This window comes from Algivirga pacifica (assembly GCF_039543525.1).
Taxonomy (GTDB): domain Bacteria; phylum Bacteroidota; class Bacteroidia; order Cytophagales; family Flammeovirgaceae; genus Algivirga; species Algivirga pacifica.
Genome location: NZ_BAABJX010000052.1, coordinates 147,039 through 170,102, shown reverse-complemented (window position 1 = coordinate 170,102; position 23,064 = coordinate 147,039). Strand labels below are relative to the sequence as shown.

Sequence of the window (23,064 nt, the reverse complement as noted above, 5' to 3'; positions counted from 1 at the left end):
CCTCTTACTTTTTACCTTTATTGTTTTAGTAGACGTTTCGTCACAACTTCTTCAGAGGTCTGAATACTCAGGAAATACAAACCACTCTCCAGGTTCTCCGTATTGATACTTCCTCTCAACTTAGCATTTACTTTCTCCATTCCTCCACAGTATACTTGCTTCCCATTTATATCATAGATTGCAAATACCCCTTTGGTAGCTGTTGAAGGCAGTTCTATATTGATATAATTGCTAAACGGATTAGGGTATACTTTTACTCCCTCAGCTTTGGCTACTTCCAACTCAGCAAAACGTGCTGAAGCCCCTCCGAAATAAGACGTATAGCTATTAGCATACTCATAATTCACCGTCTTATCCCAGTTGATAGACCAGGTCATCATTCCTCTAAGATTCGGGTATCCATTAGGATTTACCATCACATAATCTCCTCCAAAAGAAATCCCTTTGGTAAGGTAATCCAATGCCTTATGTACTTCTGCTGGTGTCACATATCCTCCAGCTGGAGCCGCTGGTGGTGTAGATGGCAAGCCTAAAGCAATCTGATCATCCCTAAAGGCAGGGAAGAATCCTGCTACACTTTTACTCTCAAAGCCTTGAAGCGTCATCTCTGTCATCGCTACAATAAAATCAGGGCTTGCCTGGCTATATGCCTGTCCATCCAGCGCCAATAAACTTCCTGTATTGTAAAGCTGTACGTGTACATAATTGAAGTCCTGATGGAATGCATAAAGTATAGGAAGGTAACCACCCCAAGATCCTCCATAAGAAATTGCCCCTCCTTGTACATAAGCGGTCTCAGGAGCAGCTGTCAAAATTAGAGAACCATTGAAGTGATCCAGAATTCCTCTTATACCGTCAATAAAGTTTACGATACGAGGGGTTTTCGGATTTTTGAAATCATCATCTCCTGCATCTAATGTCAAAGAAGATCCTTCCAAATCAATATCCACACCATCGAAACCATAAGTTTCAATCAAATCAATCATGGAAGCTGTAAACTTCTGCTTCTCGGTATCATTATCCAAATGCACTACGCCATTTGCGCCACCCAATGAAATCAATACCTTTTTTCCTTGACTCTGCAAGTAAGCAACATCCTCTTTAAACTCCTGTCTTGACTTATCAGTAGGTTGATATTGGAAAGCATCCAGATCCATAGGGTCAAAGATCATCGTATTATCTACGTCTCTTACCTTAGGCTCAGCAAAAGCAATACATACAACGTTATACGCAGGATTAATATCTCTCAAGCGGATATATGGTGCGCTGGCGTTGTTCCAGTTATGCCAGTACCCTACCAATACTTTATCTGTAAACGCAGTGTTTTCAGTAACTGTCACACTCACGGTTTCTGTTGTTGACAAGCCGTCATTATCCGTTACTGTTACTACAATACTATATGCTCCAAAGGTTGATGGTGTCCATGAAGCACTTGCTTGATTAAACGTTTGTCCATCCACTGTGATACTGGTGGATACTATGGTTCCATCAATGTCCGATGCGCTTACGGTAATCGCTACAGGAGCCAAGCTACTTTGCTTGATATTACTTCCATTTGCTGGTGAAATAGCAGTAATCACCGGTGCTTGTGGACCTTCAGGCTCACTTACAGTAAGCGTATAAGTTGCTGTACTGCTCGCATTATCTTCATCAGTTGCTGTTACCGTTACAGTAAAGGCTCCGTAAGAAGCCGGGGTCCAGGAAGCTGCATAGTTATCTCCTGTTGCCACTCCTGACAAAGTTGTGCCGTCCACTTCAAACGATACGGCATCTACCGTTCCATCAGCATCCACTACCGCTGCGTTAAGTGATACCGCAATCAGTCCTATGCTCTCCTGATCAGCTACTGTAATTTCAGGAGCATTGTTCGTATCCACACAAGGCCCCAATGGTTTCCACCAATGATCTGCCGTTCCTGGTTCGATGTTATACAAATTATCTACCTGTGCCTCATAAGTATCCCCGTTGTACTCCACAATATCTCCTGTCTGGTATACTGTAGGGTATCCCTCATAAGGAAGGTAATTACATAATCCATTATTTTGCTCCGCAATCGTTACTGATACACTACTTGTTGCTGTTAATCCATCGCTATCTGTAGCGTTAGCAACAATAGTATAGGTCCCAAAAGCTGAAGGTACCCATGAAGCTGTTGTTCCATTGAAAGACTGTCCATCCACCTCTATCGAGGTGCTGCTTATCATACCATCCTCATCTGATGCAGAAATATTAATCGTTACTGCCGAAAGACTCTCCATACGAATCGTTTCTCCATCTACTGGACTATCAATACTTACTACCGGTGCTACGGGAGCAGTAGAAGTAACCGTTATGGCGATGCTTGCAGTCGTTGATTTTCCTTGATCATCTGTTGCAGTGGCCGAAATCGTATAGTCACCAGCTGCTGTTGGTGTCCAGGTAGCTGAAGTTCCCGAAAAAGACTGTCCATCCACTTCTATAGAAACACTGCTGACTGTACCGTCTGCATCCGAAGCTGCCACATTGATTGTTATGGAAGAGGTAGTCTCCAGCTCAAAAGTCGCATTATTAGCCGGTGAGATAAAAGATACTTCAGGAGCCAAATTTCCATCATCACAAGTCCCCAATTCTTCCCAAGCGCCCCAGGTATTTGCTCCTGGCTCTTCTCCTATATTGGCATACCATTTATTCCTCCACAACTTCCCATCATATACTACTTTGGTGTTGGGACTTGGATATGCAATCGTAGCATCCCAATCCGGATAGTTACAATCGATAACTTCTACAGTAGTTGCTGTCACTTGTTGTACAGGCAATAGTGACCAGCTCATTACTACAAGAAGTAATAAGCAAGTAATTTTCATTTTCATATTGTTTATTGGTTTCTTTATAAAAAAGAGTTAGTAGCTGAAAGGTAGGGCCTTCTTTTAAGGTAAGGCAAATACTGGGGTGGTACATTTGGGGGTACAAGGAAGAAGGCTTAGGGTCTTCATCAGGTATACGAATACGATAAAAACTTACATTAACCCTATAAAAAGGTATAATTTATGGGGTACACATCACATAAAAAGATATAACTGAAATGAGCAAAACATATCGTGTTATTGGATTGATGTCTGGTACTAGTCTGGACGGTGTTGATCTTGCCTATTGCGAGTTTACCTATAAAAATGAAAAGTGGAGCTATGAAATGCCCATTACTGAAACCATCGCTTACTCCAAAGAATGGATTACCCGACTATCGGAAGTGGAAAATGCTTCTGCCCTGGAATATGCCCTCACCGATAAAGACTTGGGAGACCTTCTAGGATCCTACGTTAAGGAGTTTATTCAAAAGCATCAAATACAACCTGACTTTATAGGCAGTCATGGACACACGATTTTTCATCAACCCGAAAAAGGACTTACGACTCAGATTGGAAGTGGAGCCAACCTATCCGTTCAAAGTGGCTTACCCGTGGTGTGTGATTTTAGAACGGTAGACCTTGCCTTAGGAGGACAAGGAGCCCCATTGGTTCCTATAGGAGACCAACTCTTATTCTCTACCTATGACTATTGCATCAACCTGGGAGGGATAGCCAATATCTCCTATCAATCGCAAGGTGAGATGCAGGCTTTTGATATTAGCCCTGCCAATATGCCACTCAACCATTATATGCGCCTACACAAAGAACTGGAATATGATAAAGACGGTGCCCTAGCTGCTACGGGCACAGTACAGCAATCTATTTTAGACGCACTTAATGCTTTGCCTTACTATCAAGAACCTGCTCCAAAGTCATTGGGAAAAGAATGGGTTCTTGAATTTATCTATCCATTATTAGAGCAAATCAATGCTACGGAAGATCTATTGGCTACTGCGATAGAACACACGGCTATGCAAATTGGACAGGTACTTCAAGCACATGCGCCCAAAGGAAAAGTCTTACTTACAGGTGGAGGCGCTTTCAACAAGCATTTAGTAGAACGTATCAAACATTATAGTCCTTCACATAGCATTATTGTACCCGATGCAGCTACCGTATCCTTCAAGGAAGCCTTGATCTTTGGTTTTTTAGCGGTATTAAGAGTAGAGCAACAAGCGAACTGTCTCCAATCTGTTACAGGAGCAAAGTATAATAACTGTGGAGGGGCTATCTACCATCCTCAGGTAGATTCCTCTGCTTCTAAAAATAAGCTGGAAGAGAACACGTTAGAAGAAGACGACTACTCCCCTTTATCTAATCAAGGCTTTAATCGGTTGATTGGGTGTGGGGGATGATACAGCACTGCAAACCCGCTGTAAGTCGTAGGGAGGACCCTACGAGCAGTTTCTACCTTTTTACTTTCAGCTTAAGTTGACGGCATTGGACAGGAGCCTACGACCAGTACTAGATGCTTACGAACAGTGTCAGATGGATTGAAGACTTAATCCGTCACGATAACAGAAGGCTTAAATTGACAGCAGATAACAATAACAAACACCTATAAACTGTAAATATGAAAATTCAATACAACGCACCAGTCATTCTCACTTTTTCACTGGTCTGTACCATTTTTATGCTGATCAAGTCTTTTTTATTTATAGACCTGACAACGGCCTTTGCCATAGGTGGAGATTTCCAATACTCCGACCCTATAGACTATTTTACCTTGTTTACCCATGTACTCGCTCATGGCGATTGGGATCACCTCATGAGTAATATGCTATATATTTTACTGCTAGGCCCTATCCTGGAAGAGAAGTATGGCTCCAAGGCAATGTTCTGGATGCTTGTCGTTACTTCTTTGATCACAGGGGTTATTCACTTGATCTTATACAGTCATGAAATGCTGGTAGGAGCTAGTGGTATTGTCTTTATGCTTATCCTGTTGATCTCCGTAGTAAATGTACAAAGGGGACAAATTCCTATTTCCTTCTTATTAATTGTCGTCTTATTTATAGGACAAGAACTATTAAGAATGATGGATGACAATAACATTTCTGAACTAGCGCATGTGATTGGAGGGATTTGTGGGGCTTTCTTTGGGTTTAGACTGCTGAAAACCTCCAAAAGATGATTATTCAAACGGTCTGCACCTTATACTCTGTTCATATTGTTTAATTGTCGTTGCTTCGCAACTACGTTCATAATGTTTAGTTGTTTGTTAAACTCATTTCATGAACTTAATACACTTTTTTTCAACTAAACATCATGAACGAGCAAAGCTCAATTAAACAACATGAACAAGATTTAAAGTGCAAGCCACTCCAACATGAAAAAAGGCCTCCAGAAGAGGCCTTTTTTTCGATAACTTAAAGCAAACTAGTTAATATAAAATGAGAAGATCTTTAATCTCTTATAATATACTTTGTATGTGATTTAAGGTAGTGTAATTATTTACAATAGCCTTATTTACAGAAAGAGATTTGCGTTAACAAATATAAATGGACAAGAAACTCCCCAAATAATCCATTTACTTCTTACTGTAAGCCTAAACCATAGTATTTCTTACTACCTCCTGGATAGATCCCTTCCAATAGAATTGCATCTTTCTCATTCAGTATTTCATTCAATTTTTCTACATCTTCTATTACCTGTCGGTCTGCATGAGTAATGATAAATCCTTTACGGATACCCGCCTCCTGCAATTTACCAGGATACACACGACTTACCACTACACCATTCTCTAACTCAAATTTCTCTTTTTCTTCATCCGTTAATACTCTGAAGTTAGCCCCTAAAAGCTCTGTCAGTTCTTTCTTAACATTAGAAGACGTTGCCCAAGTCGTAGAGTTATTTCTGTTCTTCAAGGTTACTTCGAGTTCCTTCATTTTTCCAGCTCGTTTCACCACAGCATCAACCTTATCCCCCGGGTGTTTTCTGGCTACCAACTCTTGCAAAGCCGATACCGTGTTCACTTTAGTACCATCGATCTCAAGAATCACATCACCCGCTTCTATACCTGCATCATCTGCCCCACTGTCTTCCCCTACACCAGCGACGTATACACCTTCAATTTTATCTAATCCTTTATCTTCTTTAAGGGCTGCGTTAACATCCAGAATACTGATTCCCATCACAGCGCGCTGTACTTCTCCAAACTCCTTAATATCTTCTACCACCTTACGAGCCAACTCTGACGGTACGGCAAAAGAGTATCCGGTAAACGATCCTGTTTGGGAAGCAATTGCGGTGTTGATTCCGATCAAATTTCCATTTAGATCAACCAAGGCCCCACCACTATTTCCAGGGTTTACGGCCGCATCTGTCTGTATAAAAGATTCAATCGCCAGATCTGCTCTTCCTCTCAGAATATTAATACTACGTGCTTTGGCACTAATAATACCTGCCGTCACCGTTGATGTCAAATCAAATGGGTTTCCAACTGCCAATACCCACTGTCCTACCAGGGCATCGTCAGAGTCTCCAAACGTCAGATAAGGAAGGTCTTTTTCTTCTACTTTTACCAAGGCCAGATCCGTCGTAGGGTCTGTTCCCAATACTTTTCCTTTATACGAACGTTTATCTTCCAATACCACCTCAATCTCATTCGCCCCATCTACTACGTGGTTATTGGTTACAATATATCCATCGGAAGAGATAATAACGCCAGAACCAGATCCCCTACGCATATTTTGGCCACCTCCATGTTCTGGTATACCAAAGAACTCTCTCAGGAACTCATCTCTAGGACCTCCCTGGGGGGCTTTACTAAACGTCTTAATATGCACTACGGCAGGAGTTACCCTTTTCGCTGCTGTGACAAAGTTCAAACCTTCAGGAACGACATAATCCGACGGTGTATTTAATGGTTTTGTAAAATTAGTTGGCAGGGCTGTGGAAGTGATTGGGTCATTCTTTGGATCATCGCTTTCCAATGCCTTAAAAGTTGCCACGGATAACATACCTCCAATCATTGCAGAGGCTGTTAAAGCCATAAATAGTTTTCGATTGCTCATCATAGTTGTTAATTGTTTTACTAGAAATATTTTTATTCAAGATCACTTTGGATACGATCAAGTCCTTATTGATACAACATCCCTTTATTGCTTCTTGTTATATTCTTCGTTGATCGCTTGTCGGTTATTACTTATCGGTTATACACCATGAACTATAGTGAATTACAACAGGATTAACCTAAAAGGCTTTAATAAAAAGGGATCTTATAACAAGAAGCCATTCACCAAAAAAATATATAAGGTTTACTTGGTGATTTCTATCCGAAAATACGAGGAAATCACAGTACAGGATACACCCTAACCCTCTGTTTTTATATTATTTAACGTAAGTCGTCAGGTTTTAATTTTTTTTAAAAAACAAGTTGTTAAAAATTGCCTTGTCTATACGCTCTGAGAATTTGTCTTTTGATTAATAACTTGTTTGATTATTAATTTGCGAGACAGGATATCTATTTATATTTTTTCACAGAGTGATACCCTGTACTAGACTAATGATCTAAACACTAAGTTTTCTGATAGAAATAAAGGTACTACTTCCATATGGATAAAGGATCAAGGAAGAAGGAGGAAGGAATAGAAACCCCTGAATAGCAATCCTTCCTCCTTAAACCCCTTAAAAGTAGCACTTAACTATAAGTTTACTTGCGTTTAGTCCACTAGTATTCCCCTAAAACTAAGACTAAAACCAATCATGAGATTTCTGCTAAAGTGCTGTATTCTTTTTTTAATAACCGCCACTTCTCTAAATGCACAAGCTGTCTATAACCTCGAAACCCGTGTGGAAAATGATCAGGTATGGATTAATTTTGACCTTGTAGAAAAAGAGGATATTCGAGAACGTTTCGATATAGAAGTCTATTACCTCAAATCCAGATTTTCCAAACCTATACTAGCCCAAAGCCTTCATGGAGAAGTTCACAACACTTCTATCGGTCCACAGAAAAAAATACTATGGAACGCAGGAAAAGACCTGAACCAATACGATGGGAAAATGCGCATCAAGGTAGTTGCTAAACAAGTCTACACTCCTATGCATGCCAGAATGGTACGTATGCGCACTCGTTTTCGTTATGACCGTCCCAAGAGCATCAAACTATCTTGGAGTGGTGGTAGCCGAAAACCTATGGACTGGGTTTATGTCGACCTTTATGCAGAAGGAAAATTGATACAAAAAGGCATCAAAAAAACTAGAAGTAATAAAGGGAGTGTATGGGTCAATACCCCTATACAGAGAGGCAGCGATTATCAATTTTGCTTAAGGGATGATTATGGGAGCAAGCTGTTTGTTACACCGGAGTTTAGGGTAGGGTATTTTGGGCTGAAATAGTTGGAGTTTGGAGTTTGGAGTTTGGAGTTTGGAGTTTGGAGTTTGGAGTTTGGAGTTTGGAGTTTGGAGTTTGGAGTTTGCTATAAAAAAATTATTTCTCAATACTTTTAATAGCAAACTCCAGGTTCAAAAGAGTGTTATTTTATATTCTTAGAGGTTTTACAAATTGAACCTATTATTCTCTGTAGCTCTTCTGCAGCTTCTAGGCCTTCTTTTGCCTCCTTTAAAGAAATCATATTGAGATCTTTTAATAATCGATACCAATAATGTGCTTCTTTTGCTTCTTTATAAGCAATATACATTTTCGCAGTAAAATCCTTCACCGACTGTCCTCCTTGTGCTTCCTCTATATTTGCTCCTACAGAGGTAGCACAACGAATCAACTGTTTTGTAATAATATACTCCTTATGCTCTTGCATAATCGTGTAGCACGACTTTACTGTATTTAAAGCAAAATTGTAGCTTTTTTCTAATGCAACCCCCATAATAAATTAGGTTTAAAGTGAATCAATAATTTGATCACTTAAAATCATCACTCAGAAGATTATGAGATTACCCTGTCCGTTAATATTTCCAAACTCATCACAACTCCAGACTCCAAACTAACAGCAGCCTCCTCCATCATAACAGTAAGTAGAAGGGGTAATCAAGATATCCTCTCTTCCCAGCTCTTGTAAAGCATTGGCTGTTTTATCACATACAGCCAAAGGTTGGTTATTGAGAAGGGTATGCCCTTTTTGATCATCGAAGAACGACTCTGTTCCATAGTATACGGCCGTCTTTCCGGTAAAAATACATGGGCCATCCTCTGGCATCGGATCCTTGATCGCACAAACCTCCAGGCTTTCGATATAAATATTCTCCTCGGTATCATAATGTGCCGGAGACAGCACGCGGTACGGACGTTTTGCCCTTACCTCAATAGTTCCAAACCCTACCTCAGTCAACATATCTAGGTATTCCTTCATTGGTAAGGCTCCACTCAAGCACAAGGCCCTCAATCGCTCGTCCTGCTGTAAGTTCTCAGGCATAGACTGATTGCAAATAGGGTCACTCATCACCAATCTTCCGTGTGGCTTTAGTACCCTATACATTTCTTTAAGTGCTTTCTTTAAGTCCTCTTTTTCGAAAATATTGAAAAGGCAATTCTGGGCAGCAACATCCACACTTTCATCTTCCACCGGCAAAGAAAGGGCATTGCCTTTTTTCAAGGTTACAAACTCTTTTTTAAACCAAGGGTTTTGTTCCTCTGCTTCCAAAAAATTCTTTTGGCAGGCCTCCAACATCTCATCCACCACATCAATTCCTACGACACCATTTTCTTTTCTGGAAAAATAAGCAAACTGTAGCAACTCCATTCCTCCTCCAACACCTACATATAAGATTGTGGGATCATTCACCAGGTCTCTGAAATGTACGGTACTCCCACAACCATAATTCATCTCCAACATAATTTTAGGAATCTCTAGTCCCGGGAATTTCCATACCGGTGTGGTCGTGCAGCATAGCCCCACATCAGGGGTTAAAGCAGCTTGCTTGTATACGTCTTTGGTAGTTTCTAAATAAGCCACGGTTTATCAGTTATCAGTTATCAGTTATCAGTTATCAGTTATCAGTTATCAGTAAACAAGTTAAAGGCTACTAGGTTATAATTTTCCTAATAATATGACAAAAAAAAGGCAGCGATATCATTATACCGCTGCCTTTTTATTCTTAGAACAACAAAATTGTTCACTGTTCACTGTTCACTGATCACTGTTCACTGATCACTGATCATCGTCTACAGATTATTTTCTACGTAGTTGGTCATCATCTTATACAAATGCAAACGCGTATTTCCACCATAGATTCCGTGATTACGGTTTGGATAGTAGAATACATCAAACTGCTTCCCTGCCTTAATCAATGCATTCTGAAGCATAATGGCATTTTGTACGTGTACGTTATCGTCTCCTGTACCGTGGATCAAAAGATATTTCTTATCATCTCCCAGTTTGTCTACGTGCATGATTGGAGAGTTATCATCATACCCTGACGCATTATCCTGCGGACGTTTTAGGAAACGCTCTGTATAGATAGAATCATAGAATCTCCAAGTGGTTACTGGCGCTACTGCGATAGCCATCTTGAAAGCATCTCCACCTGTGAACAATGCCAAAGAAGACATATAACCTCCGAAGCTCCATCCCCAGATACCAATACGCTCACCATCTACATATGAAAGTCCTTTCAGATAGTTTGCTACATGGATTTGATCCTGTGCCTCCAATTTACCTAGCTGTGCATAAGTGCTATGCTTAAAGTCTCTTCCCTTGCTTCCTGTACCTCTACCGTCTACTACAGTAACGATGTAGCCTTTTTGTGCCAATAGTTGGTGCCACTCAAAGTTGCCACCACCCCATCTGTTTGCTACTTGGTTAGAACCAGGTCCACTGTACTGGAACATCAATACTGGGTATTTCTTCGTCTCGTCAAAGTCTGCTGGCTTCAACATATAACCATTTAGCGACTCTCCTGATGCTGACTCAAAAGTCATATGTTCTTTTGGAACAAAACCATACTGCTCTACCACTTCCTGATAAGCCTTGTTGTCTTTCAGTACCTCCAACAATTCATTTCCCTTGGTCTTATATAATGCGACTGTAGGAACATCTTTTGAGCTGCTGAAATAACTGATGTAGTACTTGAAGTCATTACTCATGTTCACCGAAGTGCTTCCCTTTTGCTCACTTAGCTTACGCTTACCTCTACCTCTTGCGTCAATTCTATAGAAATCTCTATCCAATGAAGACTCCTCTGTAGAAGTATAGTACAATACTGGTGTTCTTGAAGACTCGTCAATTCCTACCAAAGAAGTTACTTCCCAGTTTCCGCTTGTAATTTGTCTTACCAAACTACCATCTAACTTATAAAGGTAAATGTGCTTATAACCATCTTTCTCTGAAGTGAAGATGAACTGCTTACCATCTTTCAAGTACGTCAAATGATCATTGTAGTCAATATCTACATAGGTCTTGCTTTCCTCTGTCAGGATGACATTGCTTTTCCCTGTTGTTGCATTGGCATGAAGAATCTCCAACTTATTTTGAAGGCGATTCATACGAATAATCGAAAGCACCTCTGCATCTTGTGTCCACTGCACTCTTGGGATATAGATATCCTCTTCTGTACCGATGTCCATTTTAGCCACCTTGTCTGTTGAAAGGTGATAAACAGAAATAGTGATCTTAGAGTTATCTTCTCCTGCTTTAGGGTACTTGAAACGATAATCCTCTGGATAAAGACCATTACTCCACATTTGCATGTTATACTCCTTTACACCGCTTTCATCAAACGTATAGTAAGCAATTTTTTTGCTATCTGGAGCCCAGAAGAAAGCCTTTGCCATGGAGAACTCCTCCTCATATACCCAGTCGGCACTACCATTAATAATATGGTTGAACTTTCCGTCTGTAGTCAACTGCTTTTCTTTCATGGTAGACAAGTCTACAACAAATACATTGTTATCTCTGGCGAATGCTACCTGCATTCCGTCAGGAGAAAAGGTAGCATAAGACTGCTTACCTCCTTCAGAGAGTTTTTTCAGTTCTTTTGATGCGATATCATATACATAATAATCTGCCTTGAAAGAACGACGGTAAATACTCTCAAAATTCGTCATCAACAATACCTGACGCTCATCTGCAGAGAAGTTATACCCATCAATCTGAATACCCAGAGCACCTCCATCTACCAATGTTAGTTTATCCTCTTTATTGGTAATATTTCTACGGATCACTTTATTGTCCGACAATTCGGAATAAAACTGTCCGTCTTTCATCCAACGTACACCTCTTACAGACTCGGATCTGAACGTACGCTTACTCCAAATGTCCTCTAATGTAATCGGCGTTGTCGCCGTTTGTGCAAATACCTGCATGGTTAGTGAAAACAATAACCCAAGAAGCAAAATAGGCTTTCTCATGTTTATTAGTCTTAATTTTGTATTATGTAGATAAGTTTATTTGTCACTAAAAAATGGTGGAAACCCGAGTAGACTGAAATACAACTACCAGGTGTTATCCCAAAAATTCACATTGAACTCACAATTTAATAATAAGAAGCTGATTTTTACATTTTTCTAGCAACTTTACAAAAAAGGAATCTTAGTGAAATCCAATAATAACTAGAACGAAACCTATCTGTTTTTCGTAAAATACAATAAGATGATACGGTATTATGTCTCACCTTTAACCCACACCCAATACTATGAAAACAGTTTTGTATGATTACCTTATCCAACGATTTGCACACCCTAAGCAGTTTGGTATGGAGAGAGGGCCATTTATTACCCTTTCCAGAGATTATGGTTGTCTGGCCAAAGTACTTTCCAAGGAGTTAGTTGCTCGATTACGAGAACGAAAAGACTCCTTAAAAGAACACTTTAAATGGATTGCCGTCGATAAGGAAATTGTATTGGATGTCGCCAAAGAACTAGAACTCGACCCTGAATTTCTTAATCAAATAGACACTGAGAATCGTCGAGATATCTTCTCCCAAGTAGTTTTCTCCTTTGCAAAAAACTACAATATCGCTGATGTCCATATGACCAATGTGCTAAAAGAGGTGATCCGTTCCTATGCCTATAGAGGTAATGTTGTGATGGTCGGAAGAGGAGGTGCCATCTTTACACAAGATGATCCTCTAGGAATACATATCCACCTCACTGCTCCTTTGGACTGGAGAGCTGAGCATCTGGCTGAACGAAAAGGGGTTTCTGTCAAGGAAGCTCGCAAGGAAATAGAAATGATGGATGAGAAAAGAGATGACTTCCTTGCTTACCTCTATCCAGGCGATAATTATAAAGACGTCTTCGACTTAACCCTCAACTGTGCTAAGCTCACCCACGAGGAAATGGTGGATATTATTATCCATACAATGGAAATGAAGAAAGCTGCGGCAACACACAGTAAATAATTTTTTAATTATAAAAAATGGAATGAGAAGAAATCCTTCTCATTCCATAAAAACTAAGGGTATTGAAGTTTGGGCTAATTAGATTAGGTTAAACTGTAACTTAAACCGACAGTTATGATTACTAGATACTACTAGCGTACTATTATTTGCTTTCAATTATAAGACACACCAACTGGGCAATAGGACAAATATTTTTTTATTTTTTTTATTATTATTTCTAATAGACCTATTTCTAAGGATAAAGGAAGGGCGACCACAAAGGTCGCCCTTCCTTTATCCTAATAACTTTTCTGATTTCAATGAATTCGACATAAGTCATGTTTTTTCCCATGATTTTATTAGATTTTTAGTGTGAAACTTAAATATCAGTCATAGACTTCATCAAACAATACTTTCTCACTTTGCTCTAAAACCAACAACAGATGAACATCCCCTTGCGCCCCAGCTTATCACTTCTTGTCGCTAGCGTACTCTGCTGGATAGGTAGTCTTTTTTATGCCTGTACTGTAGAAAAATCCAATCCCGACAAATGGGAAACCTTAGAAGCTTCACTTAATGGCCCCAGACACTTTGTAGGAACCAACACCTGTAAAAGCTGTCATGAAGAAGCCTTTCAGGATTGGACAGGGTCCCACCACGAATGGGCAATGAAAGAACCGAACGACACGACTGTTCTTGGAAATTTTAATAATGTGATCCTTACCTTCAATGGTATTACTTCAAGGCTTTTTAAAGAAGGTGGTAAGTATATGGTCAATACTAGGGGTGAAGATGGTGTATACCACGATTATGAAGTCGCCTACACTTTCGGGGTAACGCCTCTGCAAAATTATCTGGTCAAGTTTCCGAAAGGTCGTTTGCAAGTACTTCGCCTCACCTGGGACTCCGAGAAAAACGAATGGTACAATATGCACAAAGATATGCACCTGGAAGATGGGGAATGGCTCAACTGGACAGGAGGAGCCGGCAACTGGAATACCATGTGTGCGGACTGCCATTCTCTCAACGTACAACAGAACTTCTTTTCTGAAGAAGATTCTTTCCATACCACTTTTGAAGAAATTAACGTGACTTGTGAATCTTGCCACGGCCCAGGAAGTGCACACGTTGCCTGGATAGAACATCAGGCCTATAAAGATTCCTCCAACCTTTTCCCTGGCCACCTGTTACATCAAACTGCTGTAATCACTTCTCAGGAACAGGTTAATCAATGTGCTCCTTGTCACTCCCGCAGACAAACATTGGGACAGCATCAATTTGACAGTGCGATGATGAACGCCTACCTTCCAGATATCCTAAGAGAAGGATTGTATCATGCCGATGGACAAATAAATGATGAGGTGTATGTCTACGGCTCTTTTACACAAAGTAAAATGTACCATAATGATGTAAGATGCTCCGACTGTCACAACCCTCACTCTTTAAAGCTCAAACGAGAAGGTAACTTGCTATGTACTTCTTGCCATTCTTCTAATACCTATGATGTACAAGCACACCATTTTCATGAAATGAATACAGAAGGTGCCGCTTGTGTAAGCTGTCACATGCCTGGGAAGACCTATATGGAGGTGGATTTTAGAAGGGATCATAGCTTTAGGATTCCTCGCCCTGACCTTAGCGCTGACTATGACACGCCCAATGCCTGTAATGATTGCCATAGTGAAAAAACAGCCCAGTGGGCCGCCAAACAAGTAGAAGAATGGCACGGCAAAGAAAGACCTTATCACTATTCGGAAGCGTTAGCCAAAGGACGAAATGCTACCGAAGATGCACTACCTGCCTTAATCGACCTGGTCAGAAGAAAAGATCAACCAGCGATTGCCCGTGCTACTGCGATCTATTACCTCAGCAGTATGCCACAAGAAGAAGCTATTAAAACAGTGATGAGTGCCTTAGCAGATGAAGAGCCTTTGGTACGCTACTGGGCAGTGGAAAGTATGACTGCCTATAGTGAACAAGACCGTATCGCCTACCTGCTTCCTTTAACCAAGGATAGTACCAAAGCAGTACGCATCGCAGTAGCACGAAGCCTAACTGGAATTCCTCTACAGCGTATTCCCAAGAATTACCAAGGACTATTAAAGGACACACAAGAAGAATATCAACAACAGCTGGCAGTCAATGCAGGATTAAGAGGGGGACAATTCAATATTGGACAGTACCATATGAGAATAGGAGAAACCCAACAAGCGATAAAAGCCATGGAGCGTACCCTTGCGATGGATAGTCTATTTGGCATGGCATCTATGAATCTTGCGATTCTTTACAATCGGGAGAATAGGAATACAGAAGCCTTAAAACTATTAAGGCTCCTCGTCAAACAAAATCCACAATATGGAGAAGGTTATTTCAACCTGGCTCTTCTATTAGCCGAAACAGAGGAATACGAGGAAGCTATGCTCGCACTACAGAATGCGGCCCTATATATGCCTGATAATCCAAGAGTCTTTTATAACTGGGGGTTAATTCAACAAAAGCTAGGCGCTTACCAAGAGGCTTCCAATACATTTCAGAAAGGTCTCCAAACAGCCCCTTATGATGAAGCCTTACATCAAGCAAGACTACAATTGTTACTACAACTCAATCAGAGACAAGAAGCGCGTACACATTTGGACTTTCTTTTGAAAAGATATCCTAACGATACATACCTACAGAACTTATCCAGAAGCCTTTAACACTTATCACAAAACCATCAAATAGGATTATTTCAATATTTTCTAGTTTATTATGATGTTTTTTTGACTTTTTTTTGGATAACTTTAGTAAGAGTGCTCTAAAAAAATTTATTTGTAAGTACATTAAGAATGGAACTAAAACAATTTAGCTATAAACCACTATCAGAATCATTGATTCTTGAAATAGCCCAAAAACTACTTAGGCCGCACAGTTATCTACTGTGTGGCCTTACTTTTTTTTCAGTGAGCAGTGAGCAGTGAGCAGTGAGCAGTGAGCAGTGAGCAATGAGCAATGAGCAATGAGCAATGAGCAATGAGCAATGAGCAATGAGCAATGAGCAATGAGCAATGAGCAATGAGCAATGAGCAATGAGCAATGAGCAATGAGCAATGAGCAATGAGCAAAAATATTTTGGATTCCTTTACGAACCAAATTTTCACTGTTCACTGCTCACTGCTCACTGCTAATTGTTATCTGTTGGTCTTCGTCATATTGCTTGGCACCAAAATAATATAATCTGCCGTCGTGAAATCTACCCCCTCTGTCTTATCCGGATGTTCTACCTCCATCACTGCAATATTGGCTATCGTCGCTTTCTTCATATCTTGCTTCACATACCAAGCCGTCCCTTCCTTAAAGTTAGAATGATAGCTCCCGTTAAAATGTAAGAACAAAGCGCCCTTGTTCGCCTTTTTCATGGCCTTAACAATACTATCACCCATCGTAGCGTCTTTGATTGCTTGAGCAGCTACGAATCTCTTCAACATTTCCTCTGGCATCTGATGTCCGTGTCCTCCCATCATCATACCCATATTTTTATAAGAAGGCAACTCATAATCTACCTCAATCGGTAGTTTAGGAAGGTACTGCTTACGAGCTGATTTTTCTACTTTCTCCAAAGCTTCCAGCCCTTGTTTTGAAACCAAACTCGCATAACGTCTTGGAACGTTGGTAGCTATAAAAGGTAATTGGTGTTCCTTTGCGAAATCTACCAAAGGCGCATAATCGGTCTGATAGTTTCCCCATGCTTTTGTTTCACTGAGCAAATGCTTTTCAGGAATTAAACCGGAGAGATACTCATCAAGCACTACCTGATCATCACATTCAAACATCTCTGCACCTAGAATCAAGTTTTCTTTTTTTCTTTCATATAATGCTTTAGTTGTTTCTAGTTGCATCCAGTGCGCAATAGGATTGTTGTGCAGTTCTCCAAAGAAAACGACATCTGTCTCAGACAAGGTGTCCATCATCTGCTCAAAAGTCACCACCTTTCCCTGAGCATTGTAAATTTCAAATGCTTTAAGTTGTGCAAAGCTGTTTGTTGTGATCATACTCAACAAAAAAAGAAAAACGATACGAAGATTAGCCATAGATTATTAATAGATATAAATTAAAAAAATCCCTTTTTAAAAAATGGAATTTAGGGATATTTTTCTCTTCCGAAAAATCAAAAAGATAAGATGCAGAAGGGGCTCAATAATTAACCGACAGTTGAGGCGGCTTACGCCGCTAGTTGAGTGGCACTCCGTACCGTTGAGTAGCCCTCCGGGCTGTTGAGAAATAGCAGTACTCTAAAAGCTCAACGGAGCGAAGCTCTACTCAACGACACGCAGTGTCACTCAACAAAGCCATTTAGTAGTATGACGGTTATTTATTCAAATTTAATAATTGCGCCCACACAAGCATAATTTATCACGCCCCAACCGCTATCTTATCTCAAACGCTGATACTCAAACCCAGGAGTACCTTTCACACCATCCAAATAGAAGTCCAAGAAACGAAGTTTGAAGTACTCACCTTCAGCAGTCTTGATTACGTAATACTTGTCTGCAACGATGTCATACTGGAAAGTATCAAAATTCAAGGACTTCCAATTATAACCTACTGCCTGCATTTCAGTTGACAACTCCATGCTTTGTGCCCTTGCCAAATCTACCTCAGCGTAATTGCTGCTGTCTACTGCTACAGCCATTGCTCCTGCTTCAGTGTTGATCAAAACACCTGTTACATCATAAGCTTGAAATTCTGTAGCACTTACTGGTATGTTGATTTTATAATTCGTGAAAAGGATATCCCATCCTTCCAGATTGTTTGGCGTAGGAATTTGATCTGCTGTAAAATCAAAGACCACATAATCATTTGCCGTACTTTCTACAGACAATGTTTTTCCTTCTTCCTCATCCTGATCAAGATTTACAAAAACTTGTGTTGTATACTCCTCCCCCATGACTACTTGAAGCTCTTGCGCGTCAGTATTGACAGGATCAACGGTTGTAGTATCACAAGACCAAAGTAAAGAAGTAAGTGCTAAAGCGAATACGGATAGTTTTTTCATTTTTATTTACTAGTTAGATTATTACAATAATTAAATTTTAGATAAACGATACTGTAAAGTGATAAAGACACTACGCCCAGTCGCCACTACCTGCGCACCTGAGCCTCCTCCCGAATGCGCCCCACCACTATACCCTGAGGTAGCGATATTGGTCACACCCAAAATATTTTTCACTCCCAAAGTGCATTGTAACTGATTTCTCAGGAAGCTTTTATGGAAAGAGGCATTAAGTATATGGAAGCTATCCTGCCAGCTTTCTGTAATTTCATCTTCAGAAGAAACAGAGAGTCTACGTTGTGCTCCATTCCATTTATAATCCAGTTTGATATCAGTATCCCAGAAAGGGCTTTTCCAAGTCGCATTAGCAATAAAATTGGTTTGAGGCACCGTAGATAACACATCGTTTTCGGCAAGTTTATAACCTGTCATCATGTAGTTTACCCCTGCCTTTAGCTTCAAGCGATTGTTATAATTATAGTTTGCAAAGACGTCTCCCCCCATCGTATGCTTGCGATCCAGGTTATCGTACGTATAAAAGTTGTTACTGTCTGCACCTTCTATCAACAATAAATCAATGACATTCTCGATACTGTTGTAAAAAGCGCTTGCTTCCAATGTCACCAAGGATGCTCCTATTTCTATATAGCGCTGTAGACGCCCTGATACGTGTTGGGAGGTTTCTGCTCCAAGATTTTCATTTCCAAAAATCGTATGGTTGGAATCCACAAAATCCATAAAACGCTCTTTCAAGGATGGCGCTCTAAATCCCTTGGCATAAGAGAAATGTGCCTCCCATTGATTTTGAACAAACCACTTTCCATGCAAGGTATAAATCATAGGGGCTTCATAAGCACTGTTTTCCATCCATCGTACTCCTGCTTGCAAGCCTAATGAAGGGGTTAACTCCACTTCTCCATTCATGTAGATCCCGAGGTCATTCATCATCGCATCTTGCGCCAGCTTATCTCCTATCCCGGCATCATAATTATGGTCTATTCCCAAAGTCAATCCCCAGTTTTCCTGATTAAACAAATATGAGAAGCGGTTATTATAATTAACAAATTGATCTGATGTAGCCCCTTCTTCCAGCGCTATTTTATCATTAGAGATAAGGCTTACCTCATAGGTCATACGTTCTCGTTGATACCCATTTCTGGATAACTGTAAATTAAATTTATGTGCTTCTCCTGCTTTCCAGTTTCCTTGAAGGTATAAGGTGTTTCTTAAAGTAGTGAAGTAATTGTCCATCGCCCTACGATTGGAAGAAAGTCCTATGGGTGTACCCAATATCCTTAACTCTTCCTCAAACCTATTCCAGCCAAGCTTCAAGTCTGACCCTTTGTTTTTCCATTGATAATAAGGCTGAAAACTCCATTGACTCTTAGGATTCCAGGCTACTTCTCTTACTTCCTTATCTTCATCAAAACCATTAAAATGCAAATATCCTGTACTCACGCTCATGTGATGGTTCCCGTTCATTCCTTTCACACTCACATTGCCACTATACTTCCCGATAGACTCGGCATAAGTATCAGCAGTGGCTTGCCAGCTATGGTATTTATTCGTCTTCGTAATCAGGTTAATCGTTCCGGCTAGCGCATTACTCCCATACGTAACAGAAAGAGGGCCTTCCAAAATTTCAATATGGGCTATTTCTGAAAGGTTTAATTGTGACAGGTCTATATTCCCATCCAGGCGACCAACTACCGGCATGCCGTCAATCAGAATCTTTACGTTTTCACCGCTCAATCCCTGCATACTTACTCCCGTACCCAAAGCGACATCCTGAGAAAGTTGTACGTTGGAAGTAAAGTGTAAAGCATCCGCCAAGGTTGTCGCACCCAGCGTTTGGAACTCCTTGCTTCCCATCACTTTGATATTGTACAAGGATTGGTCTACAGGAGTGGGACCTCCCTGTCCAGTCGTTACCAATACTTCTTCCAGCATTTTCATATCGGCTTTCATACCAACCTGAATAAATCCTGCCTGCCGAGGATAAACCACTTTTTTCTGATACCCTGAATACGTCAGCGTGTAGCGTCTTCCGACCTTCCAGGGTAAAGAAGCCGTTCCTTTTTGGTCCGTAGTATAGTAATGAGTACTAGCATTTACCGTATCTTCCACACAAATATTCGCGTAAGGTAGTGGCGCTTTGTCGACTACATCGGTTAATGTAAATGTTAGTTTTTGGGCATAACTTCCTATTCCCACCCCTATAAACAACAGGGATAGTGTGATCACTTTGATATATATTTTCATATCTTCTAAAGGGTCATGAAATCACTGCAATTGTTGTCTTTTTTAGCGTTTTTCTTGGACGGGCAACGGTCTTTTTATTTTTGGACTTACTCGCTTCCGATATTTTTTGAAGGGTATCCAGCACACATCCTGTAGGGCAAGTTACTCTACACCATAGCATTGGAAAACGCATGGAAATCACGACAAAAAATACTGCCAGGAAAAACCAGTAAGACGTATAATCCAAACCAAATAAATCCGGGAACAACTCAAAGCTCCCAAAGTCCCTATAGCCCATGACAAAGCCAGCGATCAACACTAAGGTAAGTCCATAGCGAATATATTCCGCTTGCTTGTTGGTAATGATCAGCTTCTTATTCTTGAAAGGCGAATAACGTAAAGAGATTATTTGAGCAGCACCAAACGGACATATATATATGCAATAAATATTCTTCCCCCAGATTGCCCCCAATAACGTAAGGAGTGCGTATCCAGCCATAAAGAGGGAAAGTTCGGTACCCATGAAAGGTTGTAAATAAGTAATATAGGTAAACGAACTATTCAGCGTAAACCCCAAATATCCCAAAGATGCCAAGGCAATCCACAAACGCATACGCTTGGTTTTCTTGATCTGCGGAAGGCTTGTCAACAAGACTATCAACACCATAAACAAAAGATGAATAATCCAGATATAGGTTAGTTCTGCTTTCACCAAAAATGCGTCTAGTCCCGAAGCATAATACACATCCAAATGGGGAGCATACACCCCTATCATATCTGTAACGGACTCCGCTACGGCCTTTGTCGTAATCGTGGCTCCAGAAATGGCATCTACCTGAGCACTTTCTTCTTCCAGGGCTATTCCTTTGTACTGCTCATAATACCCTGAGCGACTAATTTTTCTAAGGTAACTTTCCGTCTCCTTGGAGGTAAGGTAACGTACTTCCTCTATTTCTCCCCTAAGATCCAGAAAAGCCCCTACATAAATTGGTCCGGCATAGCCTTGTACCTTATTGTGCGCATAGTTTTCTACATACAGATTAACCAAGCGGCCTTTTTCATAAATCTCTGCAAAACAAAATTCTTCTTGCTGCATCACCTCAAAGGTTGCTTCAGCACCTAGTATAGAGAACAAACGTTGCTCCATCGTTTCTGCCCACTCATTATCATGCAAAGAAGACACTTCCTTGCCGGAAGAAAGCAACCCAAAAGCATCTTGCTCCTTTTTACCAGGAGTCAACAACCCATACTCCAACTTGATCCCGTGATTGCCGGTGCTCAAGATTCCATGAGAGACAACCATTTTTTCATTCGGTAGTACCAACTTGGCAGGAAAGAACTCATTTTCCAATGTCTCAAAATGTAATGCTTCCGTCTGCTCGTTAATCGATCCATTGATCCCAAAAAAAACGAATACCCCTAAGATCGTTACTGTGATTAGTGACTTGCGGTAGTCGATACGGAGATGCTTTTTCATTGCTGTGCCTATTTGCTGTAAATCTATTGTGATTATATGGGGATGCGATTCATCACACCCCTACGGTTGTATTTTATAATACAACCTCTTCTACGGTTTGCTTCACGATATCAATTACCCATTGGTTGATATACGGATCTGGCAAAATCGCATCTTGCTTGTAAATCACTTTGTCCTTATCACCAATCATGTCTACTCCTTTCTGGATGATCTCTCCCTGGAAGTACTCATCATTTGCTACCAATACAGGAATAACAATTGCTTTGTCCTCCAACTCCAACACTTGCTCAATCGCTTTTTTAGTTGGCTCGCTAGAGTAACGTACCAAGTGTCCACACCATCCGTAAGAGATGGTTCCAATCCCTGTTTGTACTTTCAGGTATTTCCCTAGGTCTTCTACCATTTCTTCCCACTGTTGATTGAACTCTGCATCACCGTAAGCGATCAAGGCTACTCCCTCATTTCCGGAACCATCACTCAAAGCTTTGACTCTTCTGGTAATGTTCTTCTTCAATACGCTAGGGTAATCCAATAGAGGAGCAATCGTCACTTTCGCTTTTGCTTTATATGTTTCGATTTTTTCAGACTCCAATTGCTTCTTTACATCAGGATTATTCGCAATACCTGCAATCGTAGGAATATCCTTATTCGTGTGAGAGCTAATTGTCAAAAAAATAGGAACAATCACGACCTCATCATACCCTTCCTGATCAAACCATTTTAGCTGTGTGGCAATAGAAGGCTCAGTATACTCCATAAATGCCGTTCTCACTTCAGATACCACACCCGATGCCATAATACTATCTTCTACATTGGCCTCAATATCCAACAACATATTTCTCCAGTTCTCTGATACAGAACCATGGTTTACTAGCAATACCCCTACTTTCGGTTGATCACTATGATTAGCACTTCCTTTTGAAGCTTGTTGCTCTGCTGAACATGAAAAAAGTAACATTGTCACCAACAATGTCCAAAGTGTGTTTGTAATTAGTTTCATCGATTAATTTTTAAATTTTATTTAGACTAATTATTAATTGCATCACTAAATTAGACTAATTTTAAATAAGAAAAAGCAGCAATGATTCAGAAAGCATGAAAATCACTTAATTAAACACCATTAAAGCACTGAAAAACAATACTTTGATAACAAG

At 40.4% G+C, this 23,064-nt stretch carries 15 protein-coding genes; 5 read left to right on the top strand and 10 right to left on the bottom strand.

Features of this window, described 5'->3' with window-relative positions; genetic code table 11:
* Positions 1–17 precede the first annotated feature (17 nt).
* Positions 18–2,843, bottom strand: coding sequence for an Ig-like domain-containing protein (locus ABD985_RS16980; protein WP_345373820.1), 2,826 nt, complete (start codon positions 2,841–2,843; stop codon positions 18–20).
* Between the two features lie 218 nt (positions 2,844–3,061).
* Between ABD985_RS16980 and ABD985_RS16975 the strand changes: the two genes are divergently transcribed.
* Both ABD985_RS16975 and ABD985_RS16970 read left to right on the top strand, forming a co-directional pair.
* On the top strand, positions 3,062–4,240 hold the full coding sequence (locus ABD985_RS16975) for an anhydro-N-acetylmuramic acid kinase (RefSeq protein ID WP_345373818.1): 1,179 nt from the start codon (positions 3,062–3,064) through the stop codon (positions 4,238–4,240).
* A gap of 218 nt (positions 4,241–4,458) precedes the next feature.
* Positions 4,459–5,019 (top strand): rhomboid family intramembrane serine protease, encoded by a 561-nt coding sequence (locus tag ABD985_RS16970; protein ID WP_345373816.1) that lies wholly within the window; start codon positions 4,459–4,461, stop codon positions 5,017–5,019.
* Positions 5,020–5,422: 403 nt separating this feature from the next.
* Here the strand turns inward: ABD985_RS16970 and ABD985_RS16965 are convergent, their stop codons facing one another.
* Complete coding sequence (locus ABD985_RS16965) at positions 5,423–6,904, bottom strand: Do family serine endopeptidase (RefSeq protein WP_345373814.1); 1,482 nt, start codon at positions 6,902–6,904, stop codon at positions 5,423–5,425.
* A 688-nt stretch (positions 6,905–7,592) separates the two neighbouring features.
* Between ABD985_RS16965 and ABD985_RS16960 the strand changes: the two genes are divergently transcribed.
* Positions 7,593–8,228 (top strand): hypothetical protein, encoded by a 636-nt coding sequence (locus ABD985_RS16960; RefSeq protein WP_345373811.1) that lies wholly within the window; start codon positions 7,593–7,595, stop codon positions 8,226–8,228.
* Positions 8,229–8,365: 137 nt separating this feature from the next.
* On the opposite strand, the gene ABD985_RS16955 is transcribed toward ABD985_RS16960, so the two are convergent.
* The 3 genes from ABD985_RS16955 to ABD985_RS16945 all read right to left on the bottom strand — a co-directional run bounded on the left by ABD985_RS16955 (position 8,366) and on the right by ABD985_RS16945 (position 12,192).
* Positions 8,366–8,713 (bottom strand): four helix bundle protein, encoded by a 348-nt coding sequence (locus ABD985_RS16955; RefSeq protein WP_345373809.1) that lies wholly within the window; start codon positions 8,711–8,713, stop codon positions 8,366–8,368.
* A 117-nt stretch (positions 8,714–8,830) separates the two neighbouring features.
* On the bottom strand, positions 8,831–9,799 hold the full coding sequence (gene arsM / locus ABD985_RS16950) for an arsenosugar biosynthesis arsenite methyltransferase ArsM (RefSeq protein WP_345373807.1): 969 nt from the start codon (positions 9,797–9,799) through the stop codon (positions 8,831–8,833).
* A gap of 209 nt (positions 9,800–10,008) precedes the next feature.
* Positions 10,009–12,192 (bottom strand): S9 family peptidase, encoded by a 2,184-nt coding sequence (locus tag ABD985_RS16945; RefSeq protein WP_345373805.1) that lies wholly within the window; start codon positions 12,190–12,192, stop codon positions 10,009–10,011.
* A gap of 284 nt (positions 12,193–12,476) precedes the next feature.
* Between ABD985_RS16945 and ABD985_RS16940 the strand changes: the two genes are divergently transcribed.
* Entirely contained in the window at positions 12,477–13,184 is a 708-nt protein-coding gene (locus ABD985_RS16940; protein WP_345373803.1) for a cytidylate kinase-like family protein, read from the top strand.
* 422 nt (positions 13,185–13,606) lie between these two features.
* Complete coding sequence (locus ABD985_RS16935) at positions 13,607–15,859, top strand: HEAT repeat domain-containing protein (protein ID WP_345373801.1); 2,253 nt, start codon at positions 13,607–13,609, stop codon at positions 15,857–15,859.
* Positions 15,860–16,330: 471 nt separating this feature from the next.
* On the opposite strand, the gene ABD985_RS16930 is transcribed toward ABD985_RS16935, so the two are convergent.
* The 5 genes from ABD985_RS16930 to ABD985_RS16910 form a co-directional block, all read right to left on the bottom strand.
* Complete coding sequence (locus ABD985_RS16930) at positions 16,331–17,230, bottom strand: ChaN family lipoprotein (protein WP_345373799.1); 900 nt, start codon at positions 17,228–17,230, stop codon at positions 16,331–16,333.
* 341 nt (positions 17,231–17,571) lie between these two features.
* A complete protein-coding gene (locus ABD985_RS16925) occupies positions 17,572–18,195 on the bottom strand; it encodes an HmuY family protein (protein ID WP_345373797.1) in 624 nt (207 codons plus the stop codon).
* A 30-nt stretch (positions 18,196–18,225) separates the two neighbouring features.
* Positions 18,226–20,454 (bottom strand): TonB-dependent receptor, encoded by a 2,229-nt coding sequence (locus ABD985_RS16920; RefSeq protein ID WP_345373795.1) that lies wholly within the window; start codon positions 20,452–20,454, stop codon positions 18,226–18,228.
* Between the two features lie 13 nt (positions 20,455–20,467).
* Positions 20,468–21,910: an FMN-binding protein gene (locus ABD985_RS16915; protein WP_345373793.1), complete on the bottom strand. Its 1,443-nt coding sequence runs from the start codon at positions 21,908–21,910 to the stop codon at positions 20,468–20,470.
* A 73-nt stretch (positions 21,911–21,983) separates the two neighbouring features.
* Entirely contained in the window at positions 21,984–22,910 is a 927-nt protein-coding gene (locus ABD985_RS16910; protein WP_345373791.1) for a sirohydrochlorin chelatase, read from the bottom strand.
* Between the last annotated feature and the right edge of the window lie 154 nt (positions 22,911–23,064).

Coding starts and splice junctions, on each gene's coding strand:
- ABD985_RS16930 (WP_345373799.1), bottom strand. CDS start 17,230: ATGGCTAATCTTCGTATCGTTTTTCTTTTTTTGTTGAGTATGATCACA.
- ABD985_RS16955 (WP_345373809.1), bottom strand. CDS start 8,713: ATGGGGGTTGCATTAGAAAAAAGCTACAATTTTGCTTTAAATACAGTA.
- ABD985_RS16925 (WP_345373797.1), bottom strand. CDS start 18,195: ATGAAAAAACTATCCGTATTCGCTTTAGCACTTACTTCTTTACTTTGG.
- ABD985_RS16975 (WP_345373818.1), top strand. CDS start 3,062: ATGAGCAAAACATATCGTGTTATTGGATTGATGTCTGGTACTAGTCTG.
- ABD985_RS16920 (WP_345373795.1), bottom strand. CDS start 20,454: ATGAAAATATATATCAAAGTGATCACACTATCCCTGTTGTTTATAGGG.
- ABD985_RS16945 (WP_345373805.1), bottom strand. CDS start 12,192: ATGAGAAAGCCTATTTTGCTTCTTGGGTTATTGTTTTCACTAACCATG.
- ABD985_RS16910 (WP_345373791.1), bottom strand. CDS start 22,910: ATGAAACTAATTACAAACACACTTTGGACATTGTTGGTGACAATGTTA.
- ABD985_RS16980 (WP_345373820.1), bottom strand. CDS start 2,843: ATGAAAATTACTTGCTTATTACTTCTTGTAGTAATGAGCTGGTCACTA.
- ABD985_RS16935 (WP_345373801.1), top strand. CDS start 13,607: ATGAACATCCCCTTGCGCCCCAGCTTATCACTTCTTGTCGCTAGCGTA.
- ABD985_RS16940 (WP_345373803.1), top strand. CDS start 12,477: ATGAAAACAGTTTTGTATGATTACCTTATCCAACGATTTGCACACCCT.
- ABD985_RS16965 (WP_345373814.1), bottom strand. CDS start 6,904: ATGATGAGCAATCGAAAACTATTTATGGCTTTAACAGCCTCTGCAATG.
- ABD985_RS16960 (WP_345373811.1), top strand. CDS start 7,593: ATGAGATTTCTGCTAAAGTGCTGTATTCTTTTTTTAATAACCGCCACT.
- ABD985_RS16915 (WP_345373793.1), bottom strand. CDS start 21,910: ATGAAAAAGCATCTCCGTATCGACTACCGCAAGTCACTAATCACAGTA.
- ABD985_RS16970 (WP_345373816.1), top strand. CDS start 4,459: ATGAAAATTCAATACAACGCACCAGTCATTCTCACTTTTTCACTGGTC.